Source organism: Bacillus sp. Nf3 (genome assembly GCF_003028545.1).
Lineage (GTDB): Bacteria > Bacillota > Bacilli > Bacillales > Bacillaceae > Bacillus > Bacillus safensis.
In genome coordinates this window covers 391,541-412,085 of sequence record NZ_PYUA01000001.1, presented here as the reverse complement: position 1 = coordinate 412,085, position 20,545 = coordinate 391,541, and the positions used below count along the sequence as shown (strand labels likewise).

Sequence of the window (20,545 nt, the reverse complement as noted above, 5' to 3'; positions counted from 1 at the left end):
ATGAAACCACTTACTTCAAATGGACGATTTGACCACATCATGCAAAAGCTTGGGCCATTCTTAGGACTCATCATCCTTGTCGCCATTGTTTCTATTTTAAACCCGGCCTTTTTAGAGCCTTTAAACATCTTAAACTTACTGAGACAAATCTCCATTAATGCCCTCATTGCCTTTGGGATGACGTTTGTTATTTTAACTGGAGGTATTGATTTATCAGTCGGTGCTATTCTTGCCCTGTCCAGTGCCCTGACTGCCGGCTTTATCGTTTCTGGCATGGACCCGATTTTAGCCATTATCGTCGGCTGTATCATCGGTGCCGTTCTCGGGATGATTAACGGTCTTTTAATTACAAAAGGAAAAATGGCTCCTTTTATCGCAACGCTTGCGACGATGACAATTTTCAGAGGTTTGACACTCGTTTATACAGATGGAAACCCGATTACTGGGCTTGGCTCTAACTATGCCTTTCAGTTATTCGGCCGCGGATATTTCTTAGGCATTCCTGTTCCAGCGATCACGATGCTTCTCACCTTTATCGTACTTTGGGTACTGCTTCATAAAACACCTTTCGGCAGAAGAACATATGCGATCGGTGGGAATGAAAAAGCGGCTCTCATCTCAGGCATCAAAGTACCGCGCGTGAAAATTATGATCTATTCGTTAGCAGGCTTCATGTCTGCCTTAGCAGGTGCGATCTTAACATCTCGTCTGAATTCTGCACAGCCAACAGCTGGTACGTCCTATGAGCTTGACGCCATTGCTGCCGTCGTACTTGGCGGGACAAGCCTGTCCGGCGGAAGAGGACGAATTGTCGGCACACTCATCGGGGTACTCATTATCGGTGTCCTGAACAATGGTATGAACTTACTTGGTGTTTCATCATTCTATCAATCTGTTGTGAAAGGGATTGTCATCTTGATTGCAGTCCTGCTAGACAGAAAGAAATCTGCTTAAGGAGGCAGCTGCTATGAAAAAATATCTTATTCTCATCCTGACTCTCTCATTGTTCATGCTTTCTGCCTGCTCACTTGAACCACCTGAGTGGGCCAAGTCATCAAAAGATGGCAAGAAAAAAGACATCAAAATCGGGCTGTCAATCTCGACATTAAATAACCCATTCTTCGTTTCTTTGAAAAACGGTGTGACAAAAGAAGCGAAAAAGCTAGGCATTGACGTCGTGATTGCAGATGCACAAAATGATTCAGCTAAACAAACAAGTGATGTAGAAGATTTAATTCAGCAAGGTGTCGACGCATTGCTCATCAACCCAGCGGATTCATCTGCCATATCAACCGCTGTCGAATCAGCGAACGCTTCTGATATACCTGTCATCACATTAGATCGCTCAGCCGAAAGTGGAAAGGTAGAAGCACTTGTCGCCTCAGATAACGTCAAAGGCGGCGAAATGGCAGCTAAATTTATCATCGACAAGCTCGGCAAAGGAGCAAAAGTCGCTGAATTAGAAGGCGTACCAGGCGCTTCCGCTACACGTGAGCGCGGAAAAGGATTCCATCAAATAGCAGATAAAGACCTAAAAGTGACAGCGAAACAAGCTGCTGACTTCGACCGGACAAAAGGACTGAATGTCATGGAAAACCTCCTTCAAGGAAACCCTGACATCAAAGCCGTTTTTGCCCACAATGATGAAATGGCACTTGGCGCGCTAGAGGCAATTCAAAGCTCCGGAAAAGACATTCTCGTCGTTGGTTTTGACGGGAACGAAGATGCACTCAGCTCAATCAAAGCAGGAAAACTCTCTGCAACAGTTGCGCAGCAGCCAGAGCTGATCGGTCAACTGGCGGTCGGTGCTGCAAACGACGTATTAAAAGGGAAAAAAGTACAAAAGAACATCGCAGCTCCACTGAAACTAGAACAGAAGAAATAAACAGAACCCCCGAGCATCACTCGGGGGTTTTTCTATTACTGTGGTCTTTTCAGCACAAATGACGTGCCTAAATGGGCATAATCATTACCTGCTAGTCGCGCGACTGGTTTCAGTTCATTAGTAGAAACATAGCCTTTTTCTACATCATAAACACCCTCATCTATATGTGCACATACAACCCGGCCAATGATATGATCGACCGTGATCTCCCCTTCATCATTTTGAAAGGTGAGATGTTTTTCCAGCTGACATTCAAAACGAATGCGCGCTTCCTTGATCCCTGGCACTGAAATGACATGACTCTCTACTTGATGAAGACCGGTTCGATCCAGCTCACTCTCTTCCTGCGGCAGCGTAGCAGCTGTTTCATTAATATCTTCTATTATGGCTTCATCACTCACATGAACGACAAACTCTTCCCTATCGATAATATGCTGAGCAGTATCTTTCATCTGACCTTCACGTCGTCCGATAGAAACGGCAATGAGCGGCGGGTGTCCACTGATGACATTAAAGAAACTAAATGGTGCGGCATTGACGACATTTTCTTTAGATAGACTTGTAATAAACGCTATCGGTCTTGGAACGATAGAACCAGATAATAATTTATATGCCTCTTTTCGTGACAGCTGATCCATTTGCAATGTAATCAATTCAGGTACGCCTCCTTTTAATGTAACGACATCATACCATAACCCGTTCCCTATACCTCTTATTCTAGCTCGGTGCGATGCAGGATATGGTGGACAAGATGAAATAAAGCGGGATTATGATTTTCCCGTCTATAGGAAATCGTCCATTCCGCCAGAAGCTGTTCACCCTCAATGGCTCGATAAACAACATCCAGATTAAATAAACGCCGGGCTGATTTTGGAATCACTGCAATACCGATCCCTGCTGTGACAAGACCAATGATCATTTGATATTCCGCCGCTTCCTGCACGATATTTGGAGAAAATCCGTACTTTTCACATAGCAGGACAAAGTGCTGATAAAGGGACGGCCACGATTCCTGTGATAAAGAAATAATCGGTTCATGACGGATATCTTCAATCGTGACAGTCTCTTGTTGAGCCAATCGATGATTTTTTGGAATCGCAAAAATACATTCACTTTGCTTCATCAAACGACTGACTAGTTCTTCATGCGGCGCTGTAGGATGTAAAAAACCGATATCAATCTCACCATTTAACAGTGCCTCTAGCTGCTGCGGAACAGAAAGCTGCTGCAATTCAATACTGACAGAGGGATACAGCTCCCTGAATTCACGTACAACGGGCGGCAGAATATCATACGTCGCCGTTCCAACAAAACCTATGATAATTTTCCCCAGCTCTCCTCTTGCTGTGTGACGGGCATGATCAACGGCTTTATCAAGCTGTTGCAGTACTCCCCGAATCTCATGCAAAAAGACCTTTCCAGCTGCTGTTAGCTCCACCACCCGCTTCGACCGGTGAAATAATGGAAAACCCAATTCTTCCTCAAACTGCTTTATTTGCTGACTAAGTGGAGGCTGTGTCATATTCAACCGTGCGGCTGCTCTGCCAAAATGCAGCTCCTCCGCTACTGTGACAAAATACTGCAAATGTCTCAGTTCCATCCTTTCACTCCTCACACACTTATTCGTGAAACATATTAAAACCACGTTAAACATATATTGGAAAATTTATTTTATGAAATGTATAGTAAATCATATCATGAAAATATATTTTCATAAAAAATTTTACTTGCCGAAAGGAGTGCGGGGTAAATGAAATCTCAAGCACAACCCCTAACAAGACGAGGAGCAGAGTTGATTGTCGATACGCTGATTGCTCAAGGTGTGACCCATGTTTTTGCGATTCCAGGAGCAAAAATTGACGCTGTATTTGATGTATTAAAAGACAGAGGTCCAGAGCTTGTCTTATGCAGACACGAACAAAATGCAGCCTTTATGGCAGCTGCTGTCGGACGTTTAACCGGCAAACCAGGTGTTTGTCTCGTCACATCAGGTCCTGGTGCATCTAATTTAGCAACAGGTCTATTAACAGCCAATACAGAAGGTGATCCCGTTGTCGCAATCGCTGGAAACGTCATTCGTGCAGATCGTCTGAAACGAACACATCAATCACTCGACAATGCGGCATTATTCAAACCAGTCACCAAATATAGTGTTGAAGTACAAGACGTTCATAATATACCAGAAGCATTAACAAATGCTTTTCGCGCGGCACAAAAAGGGCAAGCTGGAGCAGCATTTATCAGCTTTCCTCAAGATGTCGTGACAGAACACACCACACAAACAGCAGTGTCTGCTCACCCTTCTCCAGAATTAGGTCCTGCACCGGATGCTCTCATCAGTTCGGCTATCGCCAAAATTCAAAATGCACACTTACCTATTGCGATTGTGGGAATGAAAGCCAGTCGTCCAGCTGCTGCAAATGCCACAAGAGCATTATTAAAAACACTTGGTATCCCATTTGTTGAAACGTACCAAGGAGCCGGCGTTCTCTCAAGAGAGCTCGAGTCTCAATATGTAGGCAGAATCGGCTTATTCCGTAATCAGCCGGGTGACCTTCTCATTGAACAAGCAGATGTCCTTTTGACCATTGGATTTGATCCAATCGAATATGATCCGAAGCATTGGAATCTTCAGCCGCAGCAGCGCCAGATCATCCATGTTGATGACATGCAGGCAGATATTGACCATTTTTATGAGCCAGCGCTTGAACTTGTAGGCAATATTTCTGAAACCGTCAAACATCTAGCGCATGACAGTGTTCCTCTTTCTCTATGCAAAGAGAACATAGAATTAGTCACTGAATTACAGGAGCTATTAAGCGACATTGAAAAGGCACCAGAAAGAGAAAGTCATCGATCTCACCCGCTGGATGTCATTCATACATTGAGACGTCTGATTCCTGATGACACAAAGGTCACGTGTGATATCGGATCTCACGCGATTTGGATGTCCCGTCACTTCCGCGTCTATGAACCGAACTCATTCTTGGTGAGTAACGGCATGCAAACATTAGGCGTCGCATTACCATGGGCAATTGCGGCTTCTATATTGAATCCAGATGAAAAGATTATTTCGGTTTCGGGTGATGGCGGTTTTCTTTTCTCCGCAATGGAGTTAGAAACAGCTGTCCGCAAGAAGACAAACCTCGTTCACCTTGTTTGGAACGACAGCACATACGACATGGTTGCGTTCCAGCAGGAAATGAAATATGACCGTACATCCTGCGTTGAATTCGGTCAGATCGATTTAGTGAAATATGCGGAAAGCTTTGGAGCGACTGGATTACGGGTCAACTCACCTGAGGAGCTTTCAACCGTCCTTCAAAAGGGTATAAACATAGAAGGACCCGTGATCATTGATATTCCGATTGACTATCAAGATAACCCTGACCTCGCCAGTCAAAAATGGCCAGAAGTCTATCGCAAAAAACACACAGCGAACGTCAGATAAGACTTCGATACATTACATTAAAGGAGTGAGCGGATATGGGTATGATGCACCCAATGAATCAACAGAATGACACAAGACAGCATGACAAACAGCAAGAGGTCTATCAAGTATCGACGATGACCTCCTTGCTTGAAGCCGTATATGATGGAGATTTCTCCCTCGCGCAAATTCCTGAACACGGTGATTTCGGCATCGGTACATTTAATCAATTAGATGGGGAGCTGATCGGCTTTGACGGTGCATTCTACCGGCTGCGCTCGGATGGAACAGCGACACCAGTCACCGATCAAGATTATTCACCATTCTGCTCTCTAGCTTTCTTTGAAACAGATATCGTTCATCGAATTGATGCACCAATGACGTCCAAAGAACTGGAAGAAGAAATTGACCGCATTTTACCAAGTAAAAATATCTTTTATGCAGTCCGCATTGATGGATCATTCAAAAAGGTTCAAACACGTACGGTTGAAAAACAGGAAAAACCTTACGTTCCGATGGTAGAAGCAGTCAAGTCTCAGCCTATTTTCGACTTCGAGGATATTCAAGGTACGATCGCAGGCTTCCGTACACCGCAGTACGCACACGGCATTGCGGTAAGTGGATATCACCTTCATTTTATTGATGAAGATCGAAGTGTTGGCGGACACGTATTTGATTACACCGTTGATCAAGTCACCATCCGCATATCTCAAAAACGTCATATGAATTTACACCTGCCGAATACGCAGGAATTCTTCCAAGCAGACATTGATCGAGCTGACCTTGCACAGCAAATTGCCAGTGCAGAAAGCAGCCCGGATCAATAAATGAAGACACCCCGATGAGCTCGGGGTGTTTTTTATGCATAAAGATGTTTTTTTGTCCGTAACGTTTTCGTTTCGATAGCAAATGATAACTCAACCATTCTATACGTAATAAAATATGATAGAATATTAACAGAAGAAAGGTGGTTATATGGTGTCAAAAGACTATAGCATTCCGAACTTAACATTAGACGAAAGAGATAAACAAATTTTATCCCTATTACACGAGGATGGGCGCATGTCTTATACAGATCTCGGCAAACAGGTCGGTCTGTCACGTGTTGCCGTACAAGCCCGCATTCAGCAGCTCGTTGAAGCAGGGGTCATTGAACGATTCACTGCTGTAATTAACCCTGCCAAGGTTGGCATTCATGTCTCTGTCTTCTTTAATGTAGAGGTAGAGCCGAAATTTTTAGAAGCGGTTGCCCTTCAGCTTGAACAGGAAACAGCTGTCACAAGTCTTTATCATATGACAGGACCAAGCAAGCTGCATATGCATGGCATTTTTCAACATGAACAGGAAATGGAGACATTTCTGACAAAAAAACTATACCCGCTAGAAGGTGTCGTCAGTGTGGACTGCCAAATGCTCATTAAACGATACAAAAGCCGTATGGGTATGAAATTGTAGACAGGAGTTGAACCACTTGCAATCATATATCGAACTCATTATCGCTATGGTGCGAACCGGGATTCTCGGTTTTGGCGGAGGCCCTTCCGTGATACCGCTTATTCGCCATGAAGCGGTGGTGAAATATCAATGGGTCAACGATGACGAATTCGGAGAAACACTCGCCATCGCCAATGCATTACCAGGCCCGATCGCAACCAAAATGTCAGCATACCTCGGCTATCGATTAAAGGGCGTATCTGGCGCAATTGTCGCAACAGCTGCACATATTTTACCGACATGTCTCGCTATGGTAGCCCTTGTCACACTTGTCAGCGTCTTAAGCTCCTCACAAATCATTCAAAATATGATTGGTGCTGTGACCCCTGTCATTGCCGTTCTGTTAGGCATCATGGCATATGAGTTTGGACAAAAAACGCTGAAAGGCTTCGGCATGATCTTCGGGATCACTCTATTCCTTCTTGCCTTTGTCGGGCTGCAAGTGCTCTCCATTCATCCAGGAATCATTGTGATGATCTTTTTATTTTATGGCGCTTTCCATTTTAAACTGAAAAATCGCTGGCATCGGCCAAATAAAGAGAAAGGAGTGTCTTCATGATACTGATTCTCTTTTTATTCTGGGCATTCTTTTTATCTAATCTATTAGGATATGGCGGAGGCCCTGCATCCATTCCGCTCAATTATGAAGAAATCGTCAATCATTTTCATTGGATGACGAACGAAGGATTTTCCAATATGCTGGCTTTAGCCAATGCACTGCCGGGGCCAATCGCTACGAAGATTGCAGCATATGTCGGCTATGACGTCATGGGCTGGCCAGGTTTTATCGTGGCATTGCTTGCAACTGTCCTGCCTTCCGCTGCCGGACTCATTTTATTGCTCAATCTCATTGACCGTTTTCGCCAATCTCCCGTCGTAAAAGGCATGACCTTATCCGTACAGCCTGTCATTGCGATGATGATGCTTTTACTAACATGGGAAATCGGCGGAGATGCAGTGAAAGCCATCGGCTGGACACAATCTCTCGCCATTGCCGCGATCTCCTTTTTCTTGATGACCAAATTCAAGCTGCACCCTGCCTTTCTTATTGTGGCTGCATTTTTATATGGTGGATTCATTCTGCCGCATTCATAAAAACCGATAACATTCACTGTTATCGGTTTTCTTTTACATATAAATTGGAGAAACTGATCTACGCCCAATCGAATGATACTCGATCCCTGCTTCTTCTGCCGCTTCAAGTGTATGACAGTTTCGTCCATCGAAAATAAGCGGCTGCTTCATCCATTTCTTGTAGGACGCGAGCGGAAATGACTGAATATCCGCCCACTCTGTTAATAGACAGACCGCATCGGCATCCTTGATCGCTTCTTCAATCGTTTGAGCAAATAAGACTTGATCCGGCAGTTCACGAGCTGCACGCCGGGCAGCAACAGGATCATATGCCACAAGCTCCGCACCTAATTGATGGAGCTCATGAGCGATCGGAATAGACGGTGCCTCCCTCATATCGTCTGTATTCGGTTTAAAGGACAGACCAAGAAGCGCAATTCGCTTCCCTTCAAGCGCTGCTCCCAGCCGCTCCTGGATATTTCGGATAAAACCTGCCCGCTGCTCATTATTTACTTTGATGACAGCCTTTAACAGCTCAAAATCATGGGACACATGCCCTGCAATTTGGACAAGTGCATTTGTATCCTTTGGAAAACAAGAACCCCCGTAGCCAATGCCCGCTCTGAGAAAGGAAGAACCGATCCGCTGATCAAGCCCCATTCCCTGCGCCACCCATTCAACATCAGCTCCTGTTTTTTCACAAATGGAGGCAATCTCATTCATAAAGCTGATCTTTGTCGCAAGAAATGCATTTGATGCATACTTGATCATTTCAGCACTTTTACGGTCTGTTTTCACCAATGGAAGGTGGAAATCAGCATACATCTCCTCTAACTGGTCTAATACGGCTTTTGTTTCAGCTCCAATCACAAGCCGGTCCGCCCTCAATGTATCTGAAATGGCAGAGCCTTCCCGTAAAAATTCTGGGTTAGATGCAATAGCTAATGGCTCCTTCCGTCCTAATTCTTGATGGATGAGCTGATCGATTTGATCACCCGTTCCGACAGGCACCGTACTTTTCACCACAAGAATTGCCCCTGACTTTGCTTTTAAGCCCATCTCTTTAGCAGCCTGAAACACAAATTGTATATCAGCTTGGCCATCTGCCTGCTGCGGGGTGCCGACCGCGATCATTAATACATCTGCCTTCGTGTAGGCTTCTGCTCCATTTATGTGAAAATGAATTCGTCCCTGCTCAAGATTGCGTTTCAATAGCTCTTTTAACCCGGGCTCATACATTGGTGGAGTTCCCTGTTTCAGCTGCAGGACCTTTCGGCGGTCAATATCAATACACGCCACATCATGACCTGCCTCCGCTAAACACACACCTGTCACAAGCCCCACATACCCACAGCCTGCAATCGCAATATTCATGACACCATCAGCTCCCCATACTCCTTATGCTTGTAATGACATCGTATGCCGGGAGCTTTCATTCCATTCTTAAAAGCATACAAAAACCCCCTGCCATCACTAGCAGGGGGTCACTTTTATGAAACAAGACCATTTCGAATATGAGCAATCAGATTTTCAAGCATTTCTTTTGTTGTGACATCATTTGAATTTTCACCAATATCATGAGCGTACATCAAAATCTTTAAAAATTCCTCTTGATTTAAACCCTTATTATCCATGTCTGTATCCTTTCGATTCCACTAATTTCATTATTATATGCTGTAAGGTTGGTTTATGCAATACTCTATTACATCATTCGACAGCTTATGAAATTTATGACCATTTTCATGAAAAACTTTTTTATAAATCCCCATTGAGCTATAATAAAAGAATTGGAATCTTTTACTTGGTTAGGAGCGGATCAAATGCTTCAGCACAACATCAACGAAGAAGAAATCAAACAAACAGCCGAACAGATCAAAGAACTTCTTCCTGCAACAGATGAAAACAAACAACTCATCAAAAAAGCATTGATTACTTATAGACAGGACAGCGTATATCGGCTCAAGCAAGAGTCTGATACCGAATGGTCAGCTTATGTACATGATGTCATGGCAGCAAGAGTCCACCTTCATGTGCTGTTTCCTGTGAGAAGCAGCTGCTCATGTCCAGCAGATGGACTTTGTAAACACATTCTCGCTGTCTTCTTTTCGCTATACGCTCAAGTAGAGAGTGTGACCGGATTTACAGAAAATTGGTCAGAAAAGGATGAATTACAGCGCAGCAAAGAACTGATTCGCCAGCACTTCCAAGTGAAGCGCCCAGACGAACAATCACTCCAAAGCTGGCTGACTTTTTTCCAAGAGGAATTTAACCTCTGGCTGAAACGGACACCAAAGCACCAGCAAACACCGCAGCATTTGTATTACGGCTATTTATCGATCCTAAAAAAACACGCACCTGCTTCACCTGAATTCAAGAGCTTGTATGCGATTCATACGTCAATCGATGTATGGCTTAGGCTTCATGAACTCGTCGACCTCGGCCGGCTTGATGCCGAAAAAGACTTTTATTCCATGAATCCATATGTAGAACAGCTCATGAACACTATTTTCGATTCAGTGGATCATTTGAAGACATACGCCCTTTCCTTTTCCCTCGATCCGTTTCTTGAAAACACACCAACTGCCGTTCGCACACTTCTTCAAATCAATGGACCTTTCCAGCATGAACGAGTAGCGGTCTTTATGGAGATTTGGGGCACCATATTAAATAGAGGGAAATGGGTCAAAAAAGAAACAGAATTACTAAAGAACGCCCAGAAGAAAGAACAAACGGTTGAACGTACCATCGGGCTGATGCACATGGATTATTTACTGAAAGAAGATGAAAGCCTCTTTCAGCAATTACAGCTGCTCAATGCCGATATGCTGCCAAATGTGCTCAATTGGCTGAAGGATCTCACAAACCGAAAGGACTGGAAGCGGCTCAAGCTCTGGTATCACGAAATCACCTATATATTAGAGGAATATTGCCAGCTCGACCTTTCCTACAGAGAACTGCGGGGGGCTGTCAGTGATTTCTTCTTTTATTTAGATGCATATTTTAAGCAGACGAAGGATCATCATTTATATGAACGCTATCTCCAAATCTGTATGCCCTATGCGTTTACAGAATACAGTCAGCTATTGTATACACAGCAGCGTTATGCGGAATGGATTGAGATTCACAGCCTTGTTGGTTTCACCATTAGTGAACTGGAGAAGGATCTGATCAAACAGATTGCAAAAGAGGAGCCAGAAGCCCTCATTCCATCGTACCACCGTGAAATCTCACTGCTTCTCGATCAAAAGAATCGAAGTGCTTATCGAGAGTCTGTAAAAATGCTGAAGAAACTGCGCACGCTTTATCATAAAACGAAAAAAAACGCGATTTGGGAAAGGTATGTAAAGCAGCTGCAAGATTCAACAAAACGGCTGCGTGCGTTCCAAGAGGAAATGAAGAAAGGAAAATTGATTGATGACACGCCATAAACAAATTGTCATTCATGCAGAACAAACAGAAGATTTCTCTTTCACCATTTCAGCGCAAGCAGAGGACGGACACCCTGTTCCGCTTAATGAAATGAAGAGGCAGCTTTTCCAATGGCACGAATCTTCTTTCTACGGAACATTCTTAGAAGATGTCAGCTTTATTGGCACACCTGCTTTCCTGTTAAGCCCTTGGATGACCGTTGAATTGCTAGGAAAAAATTCATTTAATACGTTTAGTCATGTGACATTAACGGATGAAACGGAGCCCCTGATGAAAACAGCCTCCACTATTTATGAATTTATCGAGGACGAAGATTTCGTTCCCGATTACGAGGCATGGACAAAAGGCGAGCTTCGGTTTAAAGACAAAGAAGGCCTATTAGATGGTTATACGGCTGATTGGTTCTCCTTTGCTGTACAGGATTATATTCAGTATGATGATGCGTTGCAGCACAAATGGGAACGCATGAACGCACAATCGCCTGCGCTCTCAACCTTCCAAGGACATTTTCTAGATGAGCAGGATTTCTTGGAGACGATTGGCTGGATAGATGATGAGACGCCGTTCACTGTCGGCTTGCGGTTAAATGAGCCGGATTTTGACGGAGATGATTGGAAAATCGAATTGTTTTTGCGAGATAAGAAAAACAGTGACCTTCACTTTTTTGAAGGCATCCGTTCATTGAAAAGGTCTTGGCATCCGTATCAAGATAAAATTTCAAGAGAGATGGAACGATTCAGTCAAATTGTCCCTTGGCTTTCTTTCACATCTGGCACCACACTCATGTCAGAAGAAGAGGCGTGGCTCTTCCTATCTGAAGCGAGTGAAACCCTTGTTAATATGGGTATTGAGATTCTGCTCCCATCGTGGTGGCAAATTGTTAAAGACAGCACGATGATGTTAAAAGCAAGGATCTCTTCTACACCGCGAGGCGAATCGCATGTCGGAATGGACGCATTAATGGACTTTAATTGGCGCTTTGCTACAAACGGCATTGAACTGACAGAAGATGAGTTCAACGAGCTTGTCCAAAGCAAACGACGCCTTGTCAACATTCGAGGACAATGGATCAAAATAGACCCGACCTTCATCCAGCAAATGAAAAAGTGGATGGAGCGTGCCGAAAACGAAGGACTTCACATGTCTGATATTTTGTCACGCGAACTGGCAGATCAAGAAGCCTCCTCTGAATCGATTCCAGAGCTATTGGACAGTTCAGCATTTGCCCATATTCAATTTGAACTTTCATCGCAATTAAGAGGGCTTGTCCACCAATTAAATGATACGCACGAGCTGCCTTCCTACGAAATGAGTGAGTCCTTTAAAGGCACACTGCGTCCGTATCAGCAGCACGGCGTGAACTGGCTTTTATTTTTAAGATCGCATGGATTTGGGGCTTGTTTAGCAGATGATATGGGTCTTGGAAAAACGATTCAAATGATCGCATATTTCACGTATTTGAAGGAGCAGGAGCAAAATGTCGTTCCCTCTCTCATCATTGCGCCGACCTCTGTTTTAGGAAACTGGCAGCGAGAGCTCGAAACATTCGCACCACATTTGAAGGTTGCCCTGCATTATGGCCCATCTCGTCCACAGGGAGAGGACTTCACAAAAGCATACGCGTCAACAGATATTGTTCTGACGTCTTATGGACTCTCACATTCTGATCGTGATGAATTAACAGCAGCAAAGTGGAATACCATTTGCTTAGACGAAGCCCAAAACATCAAGAACGCCCATACGAAACAATCGAGAGCGATTAGACAGCTTAAAGGGCAGCATCACATTGCCCTCAGCGGGACACCAATGGAAAACCGTTTGACAGAGCTTTGGTCCATATTCGACTTCGTCAACAAAGGATATCTCGGCAGCCTGACCGGCTTCCATAAGAAGTTCGTCCTTCCGATTGAAAAAGACCGTGAAGAAAAAAGAATTGAACAGCTGCAGCAGCTGATCAAACCATTTTTATTAAGACGAACAAAACAAGATGAAGAGGTTGCCCTGAACCTTCCTGAAAAACTCGAAGAAAAAGAATTCATTCCGCTATCCGCTGAGCAGGCGTCTTTATATGAACAGCTCGTGAAGGATACATTTGAACATATGGCATCATTAACAGGGATGCAGCGAAAAGCCATTATTTTAAGTATGCTTGGCAGACTCAAACAGATTTGTGATCACCCTGCTCTCTATTTAAAAGAGAGTGGAACAGATGTGAAACTGCTGAAACGTTCGTTAAAAATGGATAAACTCGCAGACCTGTTAAAAGCGATACATGAGCAAGGAGAAAGCTGCCTCATCTTTACGCAGTATATTGAAATGGGCAACATGATCAAGCAGCTGGCAGAAAAGATGTTTGGAGAACCGGTCCAATTTTTAAATGGCAGCCTCTCAAAACAGGAGCGGGACAAAATGGTGGACCGCTTCCAAAAGAAAGAATTCAACATTTTAATTCTTTCTTTAAAGGCAGGAGGAACAGGACTCAACCTAACCGCCGCAAACCATGTCATTCACTACGATAGATGGTGGAATCCTGCTGTGGAAAACCAAGCGACAGACCGAGCTTATCGGATTGGACAAAAACGATTTGTTCACGTCCATAAGATGATCACAACTGGCACAATCGAGGAAAAAATCGATCAAATGCTCGAAACAAAACAAACGTTAAATGATCAAATTATCCAAAGCGAAAGCTGGATTACAGAGCTATCGACAAACGAACTAGAAGATTTATTTACCTTAAGTGCCGCCGCTCAATCATCTTAATCACAGCAAAAAGAGGACTTTTCTCAAGTTTCATGAAAAGTCCTCTTTTTTATTTGATATAAACGTAAGCTAAATGTTCAGTTTTTTCAATGCAGATTTCACATTCATATACGTATTTAATTCACGGAAGTCCTCTCTCATTTCTCCCATTTTCATTGCAAGATTCGGTTTAATTCCTGTCACAATGAGTTCAGTACCCGTCATTAAAATCAAATCGTTCAGCTTAAAAATCGCATCTGCCACAAATGAATCCACTTCTAATAATCCGGACAGATCGACAATAAAATAATCATCCTTGGATTGAGAGATATAGGTGGAAACCGTTGAAATAATCTTATCAAATCTTGGCGCTGTTAATGTACCAATGATCGGTAACACAGAGATACCATCTTTCACCGGAACGATTGGGACAGAAATATTCAGCACTTCATCAATTGATTGCTCAAGAAGCTCTTGCTGTTCCTTCTCTTTCGTGACATCCTTTTGCAGACCAACGAAATAAAGACGTTTCCCTTCATTTTCGTCAATCCAAAGAGGAGCAACACTTAACTCGTTCCAAAACATTTGTCCAGATTTTTTATAATTTTTCAGCTGAACAGTGACAGCCTTTTTGTTCTCAATGGCTGTTCTAATTTGTTTGAGAGCGATTTGTTCAGTTTCATCTCCCTGAAGGAAACGACAATTCCTCCCCAATACTTCGGTTTCTTGATAGCCTGTCATATCTAAAAAGCCCTTGTTCACATATATTAAAGGATTATCAGGTAAAGACGGGTCCGTCACCGTCAGGCCAACCTGAGTATAGTCCAAGGCTTCCTTGATTAAATGCAGATTTTCGGACTTATAAGATTCCAGCGCCATTCGTTTACTCTCCTTAGTTTCCTTACAAGCGGGTTATATTCTTAATTAAATTATATGATGTTCCACATCATGTGTAAATAGAAGTGGTTCTGAATTCCTCTTTTGTAGAATGCGCTTCATCCTATGTGATTTATACCGCGACATCTGATTCATCTATTTCAAAAGGTGCCGAATCATATGCGCCACACCATGTTCATCGTTTGATAACGTGACGTGATCAGCGATTTCTTTTATATCCTGCCTCGCATTCCCCATCGCAACCCCAACACCAGCAGCTTGAAGCATCGATTCATCATTTAAACTGTCTCCTACAGCCGCTGCCCTACTTAAAGGAATACCTAGTCTTTCTGCCAGCCTTGTTAATGCCTGCCCTTTAGACGCGTGCTTTGAACCAATTTCAAAGTTATGATCAGCCGAACTAACCAATGTTAAATCTGAATCATCACCAAACATATCCCATCCGGCTTTCAATCTGTCCTGAAAAAAAGAAAAACCTAAGATGTTGTAAAATGAAAGCTTTCGATCCTCACGAAACAATTCTTTATATGTATCAATATAAGAAAAACCTGACTGGCTGTATTGAACTTCTGCCGCTTGCTTTAAGACATTTTGATCCGTTTCTGGATTTGCACTTTTTAAACGGTCCATTTCAATCGCAAGAAGCTCTCTGCCGCGATTTGGTGTGAAAATGGCTTCGTTTGTAAAGACTTCATAATAATAATCACGTTCTTCCAGCCATGACAATATGTTTTTAGCCTTTTCTTCTAGTAAAGTAGCTGAATGGTACACTTGTCCAGTTGGATCATGAATCACAGCTCCATTGGCACTAATCACCCATGTATTCATACCAAGCTGGTCAAAAATAGACCTCACATCAAAATACGCTCTCCCTGTTGAAACGACAACCTCAATTCCATTCGCAGCTGCTTCCTTTAATGCCTGCTCGTTTTCCTGACTTACTTTGTGTTCACTATTCAATAAAGTGCCATCTAAATCCGTTGCGATTAATTGAATGTTTGTCATCGTTCTCTCCTTTTTGTCTTTATTTTCAACCGATATCCCGTTAACAAAATCCATCATCATTATGTAATGAGTATCCACTATTTGCAAGAGCTGATCGGTTAAACAGTGAATAAAAGGGTATCCGGCCACGCATTATGACCGGATACACACAAAGGGGATTCATAAGGGGACACATGACCTATACAAAGAAGCATTGGTTCTATTACGCAGTGTTCATATGCACAAGGCAGCATCTATCAGCTTTAGCTAGAGGGGGGCTGTCAGATGATAGACGTTACCTTTTGATCAGGACTTGCCTCCTTTCCTTTCAGCTACCCCCAGTCTACGGAGAAAGGCCTGATGTGACAAAACTTGAAAATAGCAAAATAGGCCTTCAAATTCTTTATATCCTCATTAATTTCTGTTTTTTACCGCTTGCGTATAAAACATCATCTTGTTTTGTTTGATGAAATACTTATTTTTCATAAATTGATAAAAAATATCTGAATGAATCCAATTACTAGAAGGCATGTGAATATAATCAGACCCGTCCCACGCAAACCAATAAAAACAAAGCCGTCCATCATGAACCGACAGCTGAAACTCAAAGCAGTCCATTTGATCCTCAGTGACATATTGAAACGTGAGTGACTCTCCTTCTTCCATATAGACATCACAAAATGAAAGAATGTCTCCCCACGAATAAACACGTATATCACTCTTTGCCTTCTCCTCGCCAATATGAATATTTCTCAATTGATAGGACTCCATAAAACATCTCCTTTCACTCATGTGCAGCTAGTTCTAAGCAGGCAGCGGTTTCATTTATACAGATGTTGTATGCTATAATAATACTTACGAATAATGAACGCTTGTGAGGTGATAAATATGAAAACCTTTAGGCTGATTGATTTAAAAATTGAACTTGATCCACAGCAAGATAAAATGTCCAGCATTCCCCTTTGTGACGGTTTAATCATTAATAAAGAAGACGGTGAAAATCACTGGATGATCGAGGCACTCATTCCAAAGAAACATAGACAGGTGTTTGAGGTACTCTTTCAGCAGCACACAGAAGTGAAGATTCTTGTAACGATCACTAAAGAAAACAACCGCCCTGTTCACCTATCTGTCCAAGTCAAAAACATCGTTGCCTTAGAAGAAAACATTTCTGTATTACTCGATGGTAAAATGATTACAAATCGTTACAGAACAGAAACTGAAGAAGTATTAAAAGACCTCGTCAAAGAGGGGCTTTCAGGAGAAAAACTACTAGATGCTTTTAAACAAAACACATAAAAAAGAGCGGGATCAGCCGCTCTTAGATTGTTGACAAAGGGCTAAAATGAACTTGATTTTAGCCCTTTGTCTTCTTTTCAGCGTGTTTGAAAACCTTTGAAGTCTAGGAAGGGCGAGCAATGGAACGGAGCGAATTTAACATTCGTGAGTACCGGAGCGCAGACCTGACACCGAATGCAAGGGTTTGTCTACACGCTGAGAGCGGGATCAGCCGCTCTTTTTTATTGCACATCTTTAGACTGGCTTTGATTTTTCAATAGATCTCTAATTTCAGTTAGCAAAACTTCCGTTTGATCCGGCGTTTCCACAACCTCTTCTTCCTCGACCTTTTTCCGTTTTAACTTATTCAAATAACGAATAAAGATAAAAATGGAAAACGAGATAATTAAGAAATCAACCACTGTTTGAATAAAGTTTCCATATAAAATTTGAGCAGCTCCGATTTTAATGGATAAACCGCTAAAATCATGCCCTCCAATAATAATACCGACAAGCGGCATGATTAAATCATTCACAAGAGAAGTGACAATTTTGCCAAATGCTCCCCCAATGATGACACCTACAGCCAAGTCAATGACATTGCCCTTGACGGCAAACTCTCTAAATTCTTTCAGCATCCTTTATCACCTTCATCTTTTTTTGTCTAATATGACGTTTTTTTGTCTAAATTGCAAGTCCTTATCCGTTCTAACTGAACGTTTCTAAATAAAAAAGCGATTCATACTTGATGAACCGCCAGGAAAATCATGATACTTTAGGACCGATAGAAAATGTCAGTTCTGCTTCACATGCAACTTCGCCATCTACTGTCGCTACTGCTTTTCCTTTTGCAACCGGTCCGCGAAGGCGCGTCACTTCAACCTCTAAACGAAGCTGGTCTCCAGGCTTGACCTGTCTTTTAAAGCGGCAGGCGTCAATCCCTGCAAACAAACCAATTTTCCCTTTGTTTTCTTCCTTGCCTAACATAATCACACCAAAAACCTGTGCGAGTGCTTCTACAATAAGCACACCCGGCATGACTGGGTATCCTGGGAAATGGCCATTAAAAAATTCTTCATTTACTGTGACATTTTTAATCCCAACCGCTCTTTTTTCTCCATCAACCTCTAAAATACGGTCGACCAATAAGAATGGATAACGGTGTGGAATAATGTCTTGAATTTGCTGAGCATCAAGCATATCTTGATCTCTCCTTCTTTTCTATATCGCTGATCTTCATTTGATTCCTATAGAAGTATATTATGAATGCTGGCATTTTTCAATATTCGCCTTACGTATATGGTAAAAAATAGAATCTACCATTACCAATTGTCATCAAATATAATCCACACTACACTCATTGTTTTTTCACAAATATGGTAATATATATTACATCATTGAATAAATAAGAGGGTAAAAATGAACTTTATAAGCGATAAATCCATAAAAAAACTTCTCCATTCCTGGTATACAATGCTGAAGCATCGACATTTTTCGAAGGCTGAAGAAATCAAAAAAACACTACTAAAATATAAACGTAAATTATCAAAAAAACAGGAGCTCTATTTCCATTATCAGCTGATGCTTTTTCGTCATCAGCTCTGGATGAATCAGACAGAGGACTTAGAAAAACTCAAACACGAACTGCTGCCACACAAAGATGAAATGAACGAAGAACTGCAATATTATTTTTACTTCTTTCTCGGATTATATGAATCTTTAAAAAGTGATCAAAATGATGCGATTCATTATCTCGAAAAGGCAGAGGAACGACTGCCATTACTTAACGATGAACTAGAGGAAGCAGAATTCCATTTCCGTACAAGCGGTGTTTATTATAACAACCGTTACTCGTTGTTATCGATTCGCCATGTTCAAAAAGCCATGGATATTTTTGCAAAGCACGAAGACATCCACAGCATCTATCGGTGTAAAATTGTACTCGCTCTTAACTATAGCGACCAAAAAAAATATGAGGAAGCAGAAGCTATTTTCATCGAGATCATTGATTACGTGAAAAAGATTGATGATCAAGAGCTGCTCGGTATCGTTTATTATGACGCTGGCTTTATTCAATCGAGACAAAACCGTCACAAGGAAGCGCTGGACTACTTTAAAAAGGCGCTTCGTCTCCCAGCATACCGAAAGTCAGCACACTCCTATGTATCGTGCCTATACGAAACTGTGCGTTCCTGTTTTAAAGAAAATTTAACCGATGAAGGGATGAAGTATATTCAAAAAGGGCTGAAAGAAGCCGTTGCTTCCCAGTTTGATATATTAAGAATGAAGTTTCAAATCTTATCTCTTCTCTACAGCCAAACGCCAAAGGCAGATGAGCAGATCGCCACGCTCGTCACATGTCTTGAACGAAAAGAAGCCTGGATTGATCTTGAGGATCTGCTTGCTGATGTCTCAGATTTTTATAAAAAAAAGGGCGACTTTGAGCGAGCCGCCTTTTTTATCATGAGAGGCTGATACCAGCCTGCTGATTATCGAATTGTATTAATTAATCCCAGCATCTGATCGCCCATCGTAATAGATCTTGAGTTCAACTGATAGGAACGCTGCGTTGTCATGAGGTCTGTTAATTCTTTCGACATGTCCACATTTGACGTTTCCAGTGCACCTTGCTGAAGCTGAATCGCCTCTCGGTTTGCTCCATTTAGTGCTGTTAGTGCGCCTTGATAGGTTCCGTCGACTGAGAACAAATTATCTCCTTCAGAGACAAGTGCTGATGAATTATTGACTTGTACAACGCCTAGATTCACTTGCTGATTCGGTTGATTATCTCTTGAAATCGCCGTAAGCCGTCCATTTTTATCGATTGAAATATCACGGAAATTCGCATTTAAGACGATCGCATTCCCATTTTCATCAAGAATTGGATAGCCTTCGCTCGTGACAAGCTGTACTTGGTTACGGTTATTGCCCGGCTGTAAGTAAAGTGAACCATCTCTTGTATAACGGATATTACCGCCGGCGTTGACCTGCAAATACTGCGACGGCGCTCCGAATGCAACATCAAGATCACGTCCAGTTTCTTTAATTGAGCCTTGCAGCGAGTTAATGGACGCATTGACCATTGTCCCCGTACCAAGCCTTAACCCAGCAGGTGTCAGACGACTGTTTGCCACCTGCTCATTTTTTTCATCTACCTGGTTAAACTGCTGTCTGATCAGCTCTGAGAAACGGGTGTTTTTCGCGCGGTACCCTGTTGTCTCACTGTTCGCGATGTTGTTGCTGATGATGTCAAGCTGCTTTTGCACTTCATTCATCGAGACAGCTGCGTTTATCATCGTTCTAAGCATAAGTATCCTCCTTTCTTTTTATTT

21 protein-coding genes are annotated in these 20,545 nt (G+C 42.5%); 11 read left to right on the top strand and 10 right to left on the bottom strand.

Features of this window, described 5'->3' with window-relative positions:
* A complete protein-coding gene (rbsC, locus tag C9414_RS02085; protein ID WP_024423678.1) occupies positions 1-954 on the top strand; it encodes a ribose ABC transporter permease RbsC in 954 nt (317 codons plus the stop codon).
* A 13-nt stretch (positions 955-967) separates the two neighbouring features.
* Positions 968-1,885, top strand: coding sequence for a ribose ABC transporter substrate-binding protein RbsB (gene rbsB / locus C9414_RS02080; protein ID WP_039181987.1), 918 nt, complete (start codon positions 968-970; stop codon positions 1,883-1,885).
* A gap of 35 nt (positions 1,886-1,920) precedes the next feature.
* On the opposite strand, the gene C9414_RS02075 is transcribed toward rbsB, so the two are convergent.
* Both C9414_RS02075 and alsR read right to left on the bottom strand, forming a co-directional pair.
* Positions 1,921-2,523 carry a flavin reductase family protein gene (locus C9414_RS02075; protein WP_390273496.1) on the bottom strand — a complete coding sequence of 201 codons (603 nt, stop codon included), beginning with the start codon at positions 2,521-2,523 and terminating at the stop codon, positions 1,921-1,923.
* Between the two features lie 74 nt (positions 2,524-2,597).
* Positions 2,598-3,485 carry an acetoin biosynthesis transcriptional regulator AlsR gene (gene alsR, locus C9414_RS02070; RefSeq protein WP_039181993.1) on the bottom strand — a complete coding sequence of 296 codons (888 nt, stop codon included), beginning with the start codon at positions 3,483-3,485 and terminating at the stop codon, positions 2,598-2,600.
* 150 nt (positions 3,486-3,635) lie between these two features.
* On the opposite strand from alsR, the gene alsS reads away from it, so the two are divergent.
* From alsS to chrA, 5 genes are all read left to right on the top strand, one after another.
* Positions 3,636-5,336 carry an acetolactate synthase AlsS gene (alsS, locus tag C9414_RS02065; protein WP_106025536.1) on the top strand — a complete coding sequence of 567 codons (1,701 nt, stop codon included), beginning with the start codon at positions 3,636-3,638 and terminating at the stop codon, positions 5,334-5,336.
* Between the two features lie 35 nt (positions 5,337-5,371).
* The gene (gene budA / locus C9414_RS02060; protein ID WP_039181998.1) at positions 5,372-6,142 is read left to right on the top strand and encodes an acetolactate decarboxylase; all 771 of its coding nucleotides are present in this window, start codon (positions 5,372-5,374) and stop codon (positions 6,140-6,142) included.
* Positions 6,143-6,293: 151 nt separating this feature from the next.
* Positions 6,294-6,770 carry a chromate efflux transcriptional regulator ChrS gene (chrS, locus tag C9414_RS02055; RefSeq protein WP_047202607.1) on the top strand — a complete coding sequence of 159 codons (477 nt, stop codon included), beginning with the start codon at positions 6,294-6,296 and terminating at the stop codon, positions 6,768-6,770.
* Positions 6,771-6,786: 16 nt separating this feature from the next.
* Positions 6,787-7,368 (top strand): chromate efflux transporter ChrB, encoded by a 582-nt coding sequence (chrB, locus tag C9414_RS02050; protein WP_107162958.1) that lies wholly within the window; start codon positions 6,787-6,789, stop codon positions 7,366-7,368.
* Entirely contained in the window at positions 7,365-7,904 is a 540-nt protein-coding gene (gene chrA / locus C9414_RS02045) for a chromate efflux transporter ChrA (RefSeq protein ID WP_483295685.1), read from the top strand. Before chrB ends, chrA begins: the two co-directional genes overlap by 4 nt.
* Positions 7,905-7,937: 33 nt before the next feature.
* On the opposite strand, the gene C9414_RS02040 is transcribed toward chrA, so the two are convergent.
* Together C9414_RS02040 and C9414_RS20100 are read right to left on the bottom strand one after the other, a co-directional pair.
* Complete coding sequence (locus C9414_RS02040; protein WP_107162957.1) at positions 7,938-9,257, bottom strand: UDP-glucose dehydrogenase family protein; 1,320 nt, start codon at positions 9,255-9,257, stop codon at positions 7,938-7,940.
* A gap of 116 nt (positions 9,258-9,373) precedes the next feature.
* Positions 9,374-9,517 (bottom strand): YwzD family small protein, encoded by a 144-nt coding sequence (locus C9414_RS20100; protein WP_003214884.1) that lies wholly within the window; start codon positions 9,515-9,517, stop codon positions 9,374-9,376.
* A gap of 186 nt (positions 9,518-9,703) precedes the next feature.
* Between C9414_RS20100 and C9414_RS02035 the strand changes: the two genes are divergently transcribed.
* Both C9414_RS02035 and C9414_RS02030 read left to right on the top strand, forming a co-directional pair.
* Entirely contained in the window at positions 9,704-11,311 is a 1,608-nt protein-coding gene (locus tag C9414_RS02035; RefSeq protein WP_107162956.1) for an SWIM zinc finger family protein, read from the top strand.
* A complete protein-coding gene (locus tag C9414_RS02030) occupies positions 11,298-14,075 on the top strand; it encodes a DEAD/DEAH box helicase (RefSeq protein WP_107162955.1) in 2,778 nt (925 codons plus the stop codon). The genes C9414_RS02035 and C9414_RS02030 overlap by 14 nt, the downstream gene beginning before the upstream one ends.
* A gap of 69 nt (positions 14,076-14,144) precedes the next feature.
* Here the strand turns inward: C9414_RS02030 and ytvA are convergent, their stop codons facing one another.
* The 3 genes from ytvA to C9414_RS02015 all read right to left on the bottom strand — a co-directional run bounded on the left by ytvA (position 14,145) and on the right by C9414_RS02015 (position 16,706).
* Positions 14,145-14,933: a YtvA family blue-light photoreceptor gene (ytvA, locus tag C9414_RS02025; RefSeq protein WP_107162954.1), complete on the bottom strand. Its 789-nt coding sequence runs from the start codon at positions 14,931-14,933 to the stop codon at positions 14,145-14,147.
* A gap of 153 nt (positions 14,934-15,086) precedes the next feature.
* The gene (locus tag C9414_RS02020; protein WP_219909111.1) at positions 15,087-15,947 is read right to left on the bottom strand and encodes a Cof-type HAD-IIB family hydrolase; all 861 of its coding nucleotides are present in this window, start codon (positions 15,945-15,947) and stop codon (positions 15,087-15,089) included.
* Between the two features lie 402 nt (positions 15,948-16,349).
* Positions 16,350-16,706, bottom strand: coding sequence for a hypothetical protein (locus C9414_RS02015; RefSeq protein WP_041087904.1), 357 nt, complete (start codon positions 16,704-16,706; stop codon positions 16,350-16,352).
* A gap of 117 nt (positions 16,707-16,823) precedes the next feature.
* Between C9414_RS02015 and C9414_RS02010 the strand changes: the two genes are divergently transcribed.
* Positions 16,824-17,234, top strand: a complete 411-nt coding sequence (locus tag C9414_RS02010; protein ID WP_047202524.1) for a YwpF-like family protein — start codon at positions 16,824-16,826, stop codon at positions 17,232-17,234.
* Positions 17,235-17,455: 221 nt separating this feature from the next.
* On the opposite strand, the gene mscL is transcribed toward C9414_RS02010, so the two are convergent.
* Together mscL and fabZ are read right to left on the bottom strand one after the other, a co-directional pair.
* On the bottom strand, positions 17,456-17,851 hold the full coding sequence (gene mscL / locus C9414_RS02005) for a large conductance mechanosensitive channel protein MscL (RefSeq protein WP_024423693.1): 396 nt from the start codon (positions 17,849-17,851) through the stop codon (positions 17,456-17,458).
* 127 nt (positions 17,852-17,978) lie between these two features.
* On the bottom strand, positions 17,979-18,413 hold the full coding sequence (gene fabZ / locus C9414_RS02000; RefSeq protein ID WP_047202525.1) for a 3-hydroxyacyl-ACP dehydratase FabZ: 435 nt from the start codon (positions 18,411-18,413) through the stop codon (positions 17,979-17,981).
* 219 nt (positions 18,414-18,632) lie between these two features.
* On the opposite strand from fabZ, the gene C9414_RS01995 reads away from it, so the two are divergent.
* Positions 18,633-19,688 carry a tetratricopeptide repeat protein gene (locus tag C9414_RS01995; protein ID WP_047202526.1) on the top strand — a complete coding sequence of 352 codons (1,056 nt, stop codon included), beginning with the start codon at positions 18,633-18,635 and terminating at the stop codon, positions 19,686-19,688.
* A gap of 14 nt (positions 19,689-19,702) precedes the next feature.
* On the opposite strand, the gene C9414_RS01990 is transcribed toward C9414_RS01995, so the two are convergent.
* Entirely contained in the window at positions 19,703-20,521 is an 819-nt protein-coding gene (locus C9414_RS01990) for a flagellar hook-basal body protein (protein WP_047202527.1), read from the bottom strand.
* Positions 20,522-20,545 lie beyond the last annotated feature (24 nt).

Coding starts and splice junctions, on each gene's coding strand:
- alsR (WP_039181993.1), bottom strand. CDS start 3,485: ATGGAACTGAGACATTTGCAGTATTTTGTCACAGTAGCGGAGGAGCTG.
- ytvA (WP_107162954.1), bottom strand. CDS start 14,933: ATGGCGCTGGAATCTTATAAGTCCGAAAATCTGCATTTAATCAAGGAA.
- C9414_RS20100 (WP_003214884.1), bottom strand. CDS start 9,517: ATGGATAATAAGGGTTTAAATCAAGAGGAATTTTTAAAGATTTTGATG.
- chrA (WP_483295685.1), top strand. CDS start 7,365: ATGATACTGATTCTCTTTTTATTCTGGGCATTCTTTTTATCTAATCTA.
- budA (WP_039181998.1), top strand. CDS start 5,372: ATGGGTATGATGCACCCAATGAATCAACAGAATGACACAAGACAGCAT.
- C9414_RS01990 (WP_047202527.1), bottom strand. CDS start 20,521: ATGCTTAGAACGATGATAAACGCAGCTGTCTCGATGAATGAAGTGCAA.
- C9414_RS02040 (WP_107162957.1), bottom strand. CDS start 9,257: ATGAATATTGCGATTGCAGGCTGTGGGTATGTGGGGCTTGTGACAGGT.
- C9414_RS01995 (WP_047202526.1), top strand. CDS start 18,633: ATGAACTTTATAAGCGATAAATCCATAAAAAAACTTCTCCATTCCTGG.
- fabZ (WP_047202525.1), bottom strand. CDS start 18,413: ATGCTTGATGCTCAGCAAATTCAAGACATTATTCCACACCGTTATCCA.
- C9414_RS02015 (WP_041087904.1), bottom strand. CDS start 16,706: ATGGAGTCCTATCAATTGAGAAATATTCATATTGGCGAGGAGAAGGCA.
- rbsC (WP_024423678.1), top strand. CDS start 1: ATGAAACCACTTACTTCAAATGGACGATTTGACCACATCATGCAAAAG.
- C9414_RS02035 (WP_107162956.1), top strand. CDS start 9,704: ATGCTTCAGCACAACATCAACGAAGAAGAAATCAAACAAACAGCCGAA.
- C9414_RS02075 (WP_390273496.1), bottom strand. CDS start 2,523: ATGGATCAGCTGTCACGAAAAGAGGCATATAAATTATTATCTGGTTCT.
- C9414_RS02030 (WP_107162955.1), top strand. CDS start 11,298: ATGACACGCCATAAACAAATTGTCATTCATGCAGAACAAACAGAAGAT.
- mscL (WP_024423693.1), bottom strand. CDS start 17,851: ATGCTGAAAGAATTTAGAGAGTTTGCCGTCAAGGGCAATGTCATTGAC.
- rbsB (WP_039181987.1), top strand. CDS start 968: ATGAAAAAATATCTTATTCTCATCCTGACTCTCTCATTGTTCATGCTT.
- alsS (WP_106025536.1), top strand. CDS start 3,636: ATGAAATCTCAAGCACAACCCCTAACAAGACGAGGAGCAGAGTTGATT.
- C9414_RS02010 (WP_047202524.1), top strand. CDS start 16,824: ATGAAAACCTTTAGGCTGATTGATTTAAAAATTGAACTTGATCCACAG.